The 7,501-nt window shown below is 70.2% G+C and carries 6 protein-coding genes; 5 read left to right on the top strand and 1 reads right to left on the bottom strand.

The features are described 5' to 3' along the window. A partial coding sequence (locus VIU94_RS39110; RefSeq protein WP_331919454.1) for a carboxylesterase/lipase family protein occupies nt 1-1,623 on the bottom strand: 1,623 nt, incomplete at its 3' end. 381 nt (nt 1,624-2,004) lie between these two features. On the opposite strand from VIU94_RS39110, the gene VIU94_RS39105 reads away from it, so the two are divergent. Genes VIU94_RS39105 through VIU94_RS39085 form a run of 5 tightly spaced genes read left to right on the top strand, consistent with a single transcriptional unit; the run spans nt 2,005 to nt 6,568 of the window. Beyond that, complete coding sequence (locus VIU94_RS39105; RefSeq protein ID WP_331919452.1) at nt 2,005-3,144, top strand: ABC transporter substrate-binding protein; 1,140 nt, start codon at nt 2,005-2,007, stop codon at nt 3,142-3,144. Between the two features lies 1 nt (nt 3,145). Continuing rightward, nucleotides 3,146-4,024: a branched-chain amino acid ABC transporter permease gene (locus VIU94_RS39100; RefSeq protein WP_331919450.1), complete on the top strand. Its 879-nt coding sequence runs from the start codon at nt 3,146-3,148 to the stop codon at nt 4,022-4,024. Next, entirely contained in the window at nt 4,021-5,088 is a 1,068-nt protein-coding gene (locus VIU94_RS39095) for a branched-chain amino acid ABC transporter permease (protein ID WP_331919448.1), read from the top strand. Before VIU94_RS39100 ends, VIU94_RS39095 begins: the two co-directional genes overlap by 4 nt. A gap of 47 nt (nt 5,089-5,135) precedes the next feature. Next, on the top strand, nt 5,136-5,864 hold the full coding sequence (locus tag VIU94_RS39090) for an ABC transporter ATP-binding protein (RefSeq protein ID WP_331919446.1): 729 nt from the start codon (nt 5,136-5,138) through the stop codon (nt 5,862-5,864). Beyond that, the gene (locus tag VIU94_RS39085; RefSeq protein ID WP_331919444.1) at nt 5,861-6,568 is read left to right on the top strand and encodes an ABC transporter ATP-binding protein; all 708 of its coding nucleotides are present in this window, start codon (nt 5,861-5,863) and stop codon (nt 6,566-6,568) included. Before VIU94_RS39090 ends, VIU94_RS39085 begins: the two co-directional genes overlap by 4 nt. Nucleotides 6,569-7,501: the final 933 nt, after the last annotated feature.

Here is a 7,501-nt window from a genome sequence, read left to right as displayed (position 1 = left end):
CGCCGTCGGCTGGTACAGGCGCCGCCAGTGGCCGGCGAGGTCGTCCGCGGCGCTGGTGACCGTGTCCAGGCTCATCGTGGTGCGCGAGGCCCGTTCGTAGCGCTGCCAGTTCGGCATGGCGTGGTGGTTGGGGTCGCCGGTGCGGATGAAGGAGATCCATGCCGCGTGCATGGTCTTGGCCAGGCCGTCACGGACCCGGGGGTCGAGCCCCGTCAGGAAGGGCGCCTGCGACCACTTGTCGAAGTTGTCGAAGACGAACGGCAGTTCCAGGCAGTGAGCCGCCGCCAGCCGGCCGCCGTGTGCGGGCGTCGGGAGGTCGAACTGGTACGCCCAGACCGGCCGCTTGCGGGCGGCCCGTCGTTCGGCGAGCGCGAGGCCGGGCATGCGGAACAGGTCGTCACTGATCAGGTCCATGAGTACGTCCACCGGACGGGCGCCCGGCCGGGCTTCCTCGTACGCGCTGTATGCCTCGGCAGCGCGGTTCCCGAAGGTGTCCCGTGCCCGTGCGAGCACCTGGTCCTTGGTCGCGGCGGTGTACGTCTCGTTGAGCGCGAAGGCGAAGTTGGCTTCCTCCCTGGTGTAGCCGATCAGGATGTCGATGTCCGCCCCGGGACCGCTGAGCAGCAGGTCGGAGGGGTGGCGGTCCAGCGTCACCCCGTCCAGTACCGGCAGGTACGGGGTCGACCAGTATCCCCACCGCCCGGTGCGCTTGAACATCTCGAGGGTGGCGCCCATCAGCTGTTGCCAGGGCAGGGTCCGCAGCTGCGCCACGTCTTTGGCCCCGAGGATGTCGAGGAAGGCGGCGCTGCGCTGCAACGACTCCGCACGGGTGGGGATCTGCAGCCCGAGCGGCGGGCTCTGGAGGATGGCGCGCCGGAACAGCGGGCGGCCCTGGGGCCGGGCGCCGGCCAGCGCCGCGACCGACAGTGCGCCGCCGGACTGGCCGGCGAGCGTGATGTCGTCCGGGTCTCCGCCGAACGCGGCGATGTTGTCCCGTACCCAGCGCAGTGCGGCGAGCTGGTCGGTGAGCCAGAAGTTCCCCCCGGCGCCGTCCTCGCCGAAGTAGAGGTATCCCAGCGGCCCGAGCCGGTAGTTGATGGTCACGACGACGAGGTCGCCGTCGCGTGCGAAGGTCTCGCCGGAGTAGATGGGCAGTGATCCGGATCCGGAGATGAAGCCGCCGCCGTGGATCCAGACCATCACCGGCCGCTTGGCGTCGTCGGCTCGCGGGGTCCAGACGTTGAGGGTGAGGCAGTCCTCGTCGAAGGGTGGCGCGCCGTGCGTTCCGAGCACCGCGTCGCCCCCTTCCCGGTAGAGCTGCGGCGCACTCGGGCCGAACGCGGTGGCTTCGCGCGTTCCCGACCAGCCGGGATGGGGCTGAGCCGGCCGCCAGCGCAGGGCGCCGACCGGCGGTGCCGCGTAGGGCACCCCCTTGAAGACGGTGAGACCTCCTTCGAAGGCTCCCCGCAGCCGGCCGGCGGGCGACTCCACGACAGGCGAGGGCTCGTCCCCGCTGGGGGCAGCCTGCGCCGCCTGCCCGACCGGAATCCCGGAGAGCAGCGCGGAACCGGCCAACAGGCCGCTGTTCTTGAGGACTTTGCGTCGCGATGGATCGTCGGTCATGGTGCTTCACTCCCTGACTGATCACGGGCCCGCCGCTCGCGCTATGGCGGAAATTTGACGATCGCAAGTGTTACGGCAGGAAGCTGATCGGGGTCAAGGGGGGAACGGGTCTTCCCGTCAAAATCTTGCGAAGTATTGACGGGCGTCGCAATTACGCGATAGACACGTGTCACCTCGGATGCTGCCCGTCGATCAGCGACGCAACGCGTGTCCCCCAGCCTCAAGCCAGGCCACCACTTCTGAGAGCGGCCCTCACCCCAGGGCCCCTTCCGGGCACCCCATCGGCAACACCCGGTCCACCAGGGCCGGCTGACAACGTACGGAGTCTCCATGGCAGGTCGGTTTCGTCCCGTTGGTCTGATCGCCGTCACGACGGGCCTCTTGCTGAGCACCGCATGCGGTGGCGCCAGCCTCGGGACCGGTGACGGCGACAAGCAGGGCGGGCCCGTGAAGATCGGGCTCCTCCTCCCGCAGTCCGGGACCTACAAGGCGCTCGGCGACGACATGAAGCAGGGCTTCGAGCTCTACGTCGAACAGCACGGCGGCAAACTCGGCGGCCGAGAAGTGGAGATAGTGATCGCCGACGAAGGGGAGACGGCGGACTCCGGCAAGGCGGCGGCGGAGAAGCTCGTCAAGCAGGACCGGGTGCTGGCGGTGAGCGGCGTGGTGAGCTCGGCGACCATCAACGGGGTCAAGGACCTCTTCGAGACCAGCAAGATCCCGCTCGTCGGATCGAACGCCTCGCCGACCACGCTGACCGGGACCAAGTACATCTGGCGCACCTCGTACGTCAACGACGAGCCGGGCAAGGCGCTGGGCAAGCACGTCGCCGAGAACGCCGGCGGTCCGGTCTTCCTGATCGCCGCGGGCTACCAGGCGGGCAAGGACGAGGTGGAGGGATTCAAGTCCACCTTCCTGCCCGCCGGGGGCAAGCTCGCGGGGGAGGAGGTCTACACCCCGTTCCCGGGGACCAAGAACTTCCAGCCGTACCTCGCGCAGATCCAGAACTCGGGTGCGAAGGCGGTCTTCTGCTTCTACGCGGGCGGTGCGGCCGTCGACTTCGTCAAGCAGTACCGGGACTTCGGGCTGGCCGGCAGGATCCCGCTCTACGCGCCCGGCTTCCTCACCGAGGGCGGCGTGCTGAAGGGGCAGGGAGCAGCGGCCGACGGCATCCTGACCGCGCTCAACTACAGCGCGGACCTGGACAACGCGGCCAACAAGCGGTTCGCGCCCGCCTACCAGTCCGCGTACGGCGAGCCCGCGACCACCTACGCGATGGCGTCATGGGACGCGGCACAGGTGCTCGACAAAGCGATCAAGGCGGCCGGTGGCACCACGACCCCGGAATCGGTGACGCCGGAATCGGTCAACGCCGCCATCGCCAAGGTGGGGGACATCGACAGCCCGCGCGGTACCTGGCAGTTCAACAGCAGGGGCACGCCCATCCAGCCCTGGTACCTGCGCGAGGTCAAGCAGGGGGCCAACACCGCCACCTCCGAGCTCGGCCGGCTGGGCGGCTGACATGCCCGGATGGTTGGACGGCAACCTCGTCAGCGTCGTCGACGGGGTCGCCTTCGGTCTGCTGCTGTTCACGATCGCGGTCGGACTCTCCCTGGTCTTCGGCATGATGGACGTGCTGAACCTGGCCCACGGCACGCTCTACCTCGCCGGGGCCTACGTCGCCTACGCTCTGTCCGACGGAAGCCTGTGGGGTCTGCTCCTCGCCCTGGCGGCCGGCGCCCTGGCGGGCGGCATGGGCGGGGCCGCGCTGACGTTCCTCACCCAGCCGTTGGCCCGGCGTGGGCACTTGGACCAGGCTGTGCTGACGCTCGGCATCACCTTCATCGTCGCCGACCTCCTTGCCGCGGCCTTCGGCGGCGAGGTGCTGCCCACGGACCCGCCGACGGCCCTGCGCGGGACGGTGGACCTCGCCGGGCACGCATACCCGGTCTACCGGCTGGTGTTCATCGGCGTCGCGGCGGGCCTCGCGCTCCTCGTCCACGTCGCCTTCGAACGCAGCTCGCTCGGAGCACTGGTACGAGCCGCCGTCGCGGACCGGGACATGGTGCGCGCGCTGGGGGTGGACGTCCGCAAGGTGTTGTACGGGGTCTTCGCCGCCGGCGCGGCCCTGGCGGCGGTCGGCGGCGTCCTCGGGGCGCCGATTCTGGGCCCCGGTCCCGGCGTCGACGAGACCGTCCTCGTCCTCTCCCTCGTCGTCGTGGTCGTGGGCGGCCTCGGATCCGTGCGCGGCGCGCTCGCCGGCGCGCTCCTCATCGGTCAGGTGCAGACACTCGGGGTGGCGCTGCTCCCCGAGTACGCGCCCTTCCTCCTCTTCGGCGCCATGCTGCTCGTGCTCGTCGTCCGCCCGCACGGCCTGGTCCCGACGGCGGTGCGCGCATGAGCCCGTCCGGAACCGCCGAGACCAACGGAACCGCCGAGACCAGCGGGACCGCGGAGACCAGCGGAACCGCCGAGACCAGCGGAAGCGCCGAAAGCATCGGAACCGCCGGCTCCGTCAGGCGGCGGCTGTCCGTGACCGCCGTGGTCGTCGGACTCGCCCTGGCTCCCTTCGTCCTCGACGCGTACGCCATCGGCACCCTGTCGCGGATCCTCGTGTTCGGGCTGCTCGCCATCAGCGTGAACCTGCTCACCGGCCTGACCGGACTGCCGACCCTCGGCCAGTCGGCCTACTTCGGCGTCGGCGCCTACACGGCCGCGATCGTGGCGACGAGGCTCACCGACATCGGCATCCTCCAACTGCTCATCGCCGCAGGCGTCTCCGCGCTGGTGGCCGTACCGACCGGGTGGCTGGCGGTGAGAGCCAGGGGCGTGGTCTTCCTGATGCTGACGCTGGCCATCGGCGAGATCGCCTACAGCACCGCAGTCAACTGGAAGTCGCTGACGAACGGCACCGACGGCGTCTCGGGCATCCCGCCCGTCGTTCCGCTGCCCGGCCTGCCCGCGCTGGCGCTGGACGGGCTCGTCTACTTCTATGTACTGGCCGTGTTCCTGCTGCTCTTCGCGGCCGTCTCCCGCCTGGGCTCGACACCGTTCGCCCTGGCCCTGCGCGGAATCCGCGACAACGAGCAGCGGATGAGGGCGATCGGATATCCGACGCAGCGGTACGCCCTGGCCGTCTACTGCGGCGCCGGGGCCCTGGCCGGGGCCGCGGGAGCCCTCTGGGTCTCGGTACAGCGGTTCGTCTCGCCCGGCGACGCCGGATTCGAGATCGCCGCCCTGGCGCTGCTGGCCGTCGTCATCGGCGGCTCCGGCTCGATGTGGGGAGCCTGCGCCGGTGCCGCACTGGTCTGGCTCACCCGCGACTACCTCGGGAACCTCGAAGCCGTCGCCGGACGCGGGCCGTTGCTCCTTGGAGTGCTCTTCGTCGTCGCCGTCTACACGCTGCCCCGCGGGCTGGCCGGCGTACGGCTCCCGCTCAAGCTGACCCGGAAGAGGACGGCGTGACAGATCACGATCACAATCACGATCACGATCTACTGGAACTACGGCAGGTGTCACGGCACTTCGGGTCCTTCCGGGCCCTGGACGACGTCTGCCTCACCGTGCGGGCTGGGGCGCGACACGCGATCATCGGCCCGAACGGTGCGGGCAAGTCGACCCTGTTCGGCCTGATCTCCGGAACGCGCACGGTCACCGCCGGATCCATCCTCGTCGACGGGCAGGACGTGACCCGGCTCCCCGTGCACCGCAGGGTCGGGCTGGGCGTCGCGGCGACGTTTCAGCACTCCAGTCTCTTCCTGCGCGAGTCCGTGCTGGAGAACGTCCTGCTCGCAGTGGTGCGCCGGGACGGCGGAGGGCTCGGGGGCTGGCGGAAGCTCGGTGCCCGGCCGAACACGATCGCCCAGGCGCACGCACTGCTCGAGCAGGTGGGCCTGCCCACCCGGCACGAGGTAGCGGCGGCCGCGCTCTCGCACGGCGAGCGCCGGCAGCTGGAGGTGGCCGTCGCGCTGGCCACCGGCCCCCGGCTGCTCCTTCTGGACGAGCCGGCCGCCGGCATGTCGCCCGCGGAGACCGCGCGGCTCACCGAACTGATTGCCGCCCTGCCCGCCGAGGTGACCGTACTCCTCATCGAACACGACCTGGACATGGTGTTCGGGCTCGCCGACACGGTGACCGTCATGCACCTCGGCAGACACCTGAAGACCGGCTCCCCGGACGAGGTACGGGCCTCAGCCGAAGTCCAGACCGCCTACCTCGGCACCGTGGAGGTCTCCTCGTGAAGCCGTTCTTCAGCGTGCGTGAGCTGCGCTCCGGCTACGCCGGCGGCGTCGTACTCGGCGGTGTCGACCTGGATCTCGACGCGGGCGGGATCGTGGCGGTCCTCGGGCGCAACGGGGTCGGGAAGACCACTCTCATCTCGACCGTCATGGGGCTCGTCCGACCCTACGAAGGCAGCGTCACCCTCGACGGCCGGGAGATCGCAGGCGCCCGCGTCGATGCGATCGCCCGAGCCGGGGTCGGCGTCGTTCCGCAAGGGCGCCGGGTGTTCGCGCCGCTGACCGTGGCCGAGCACCTGGCGATCGCCTCGCGGCGTCGGGCACCGGGCCCATGGACGAGGGCCCGCGTCCTCGACCTGCTGCCGAGGCTGGGGGAGCGGCTCGGACACCGCGGGGACCAGCTCTCCGGCGGGGAACAGCAGATGCTCGCGATCGCCAGGGCTCTGCTGGGCAATCCACGCCTGCTGCTGCTCGACGAGCCGTCCGACGGCCTCGCTCCCGCGATCGTCGCCCAGGTCGGCGAGGTGATTCGCGAAGTAGCCGCACAGGGCATGGCGGTCGTCCTCGTCGAGCAGAACCTGGGGCTCGCCTTCTCCGTCGCCCAGAACGTCGCCGTCATGCAGAAGGGCCGCATCGTCCACCGGGCGCCCTGCACGGAATTCGCATCCCGCCCCGATGACCGCCGTCGCCTGCTGGGCGTCGACTGACCGGCACGACGGCACGGGACCCCGTCCCCGACTCGGAGGTTCACTCATGTCTCCGTCTTCTCCCGATCAGAAGTCGTTCTCCGCGTTCGGTCGGATGGTGGTGCCCGTAGCGGATGCCGATGGCGCCCGCCCTGGCCTTCTGCCGCGGCATCCTGGGCTTTGAGGTACTGCACGACGCGACGGTCGGCGGCTACCGCTGTCTGCGCCGGGCCTGCCCGGCCAGGCACGGGTCGGCCTCTGGCTGATGCCCGCGACCACGGCCCGGGAGAGCGAGCTGATCAGCCGTCAGCACGTCGGCGGCCGTGCCGCCGCCGCGTCCGCGCCCTGCGCCGCCGGCCGGCCCGTGCTCGTCCTGTACACGGCCAACGTGCGGGAAACCGTCCGCCGCTTTGCGCGCTCACGGCGTGCGGGTCTGGAACGAACGCGAGGAGGGCGACGGCCGTTCCCTGCGCTCGCCCACCCCGACGGCTCGGAATCCCGAGATAGAGCGCGCGGAGGAGCGTGGAGAGTGCATCGACCCGTCCCCCGCAACAGGGTTGCGGAGCAAGGGGGTTGGCCAAAACGCCGACGACGGCGCTTCGTGATGTCCGGAGCAGGCTCTGCGCCCGCTTGATCCGAGCGATGGGCGCGTCGGCGCGCACCGCGCAGGCCCGACTTGTAGGGTGCGAGCCTCGTCGTACGCCACGCACTTTCTATGGAGCTGGCTGTGTCAGCGCTCGTTGCCCGCATTCGAGCAGTGGGTCACGGAGAGCGTTGCTCTCGGACTGGTGTGGGGTATGCAGTCCCGGGACACTCGCTGGTCAGACTAGCTTTATCCGCTTCTTCGCAGTGAGGAACCACCAGCTGGTGAGCTGATGATTACGGAATTCGATCGTTCCCTGATTGTTGCCGAACGGGAGGCCGTCATCACCGCTGTAGTGTGTTGTGAAATGG

The organism is Streptomyces sp. (genome assembly GCF_036566765.1).
In the GTDB taxonomy this organism is placed as follows: Bacteria; Actinomycetota; Actinomycetes; order Streptomycetales; family Streptomycetaceae; genus Streptomyces.
Note: the sequence above shows the minus strand (reverse complement) of the source record. Positions and strands in the feature narration are given on the sequence as shown.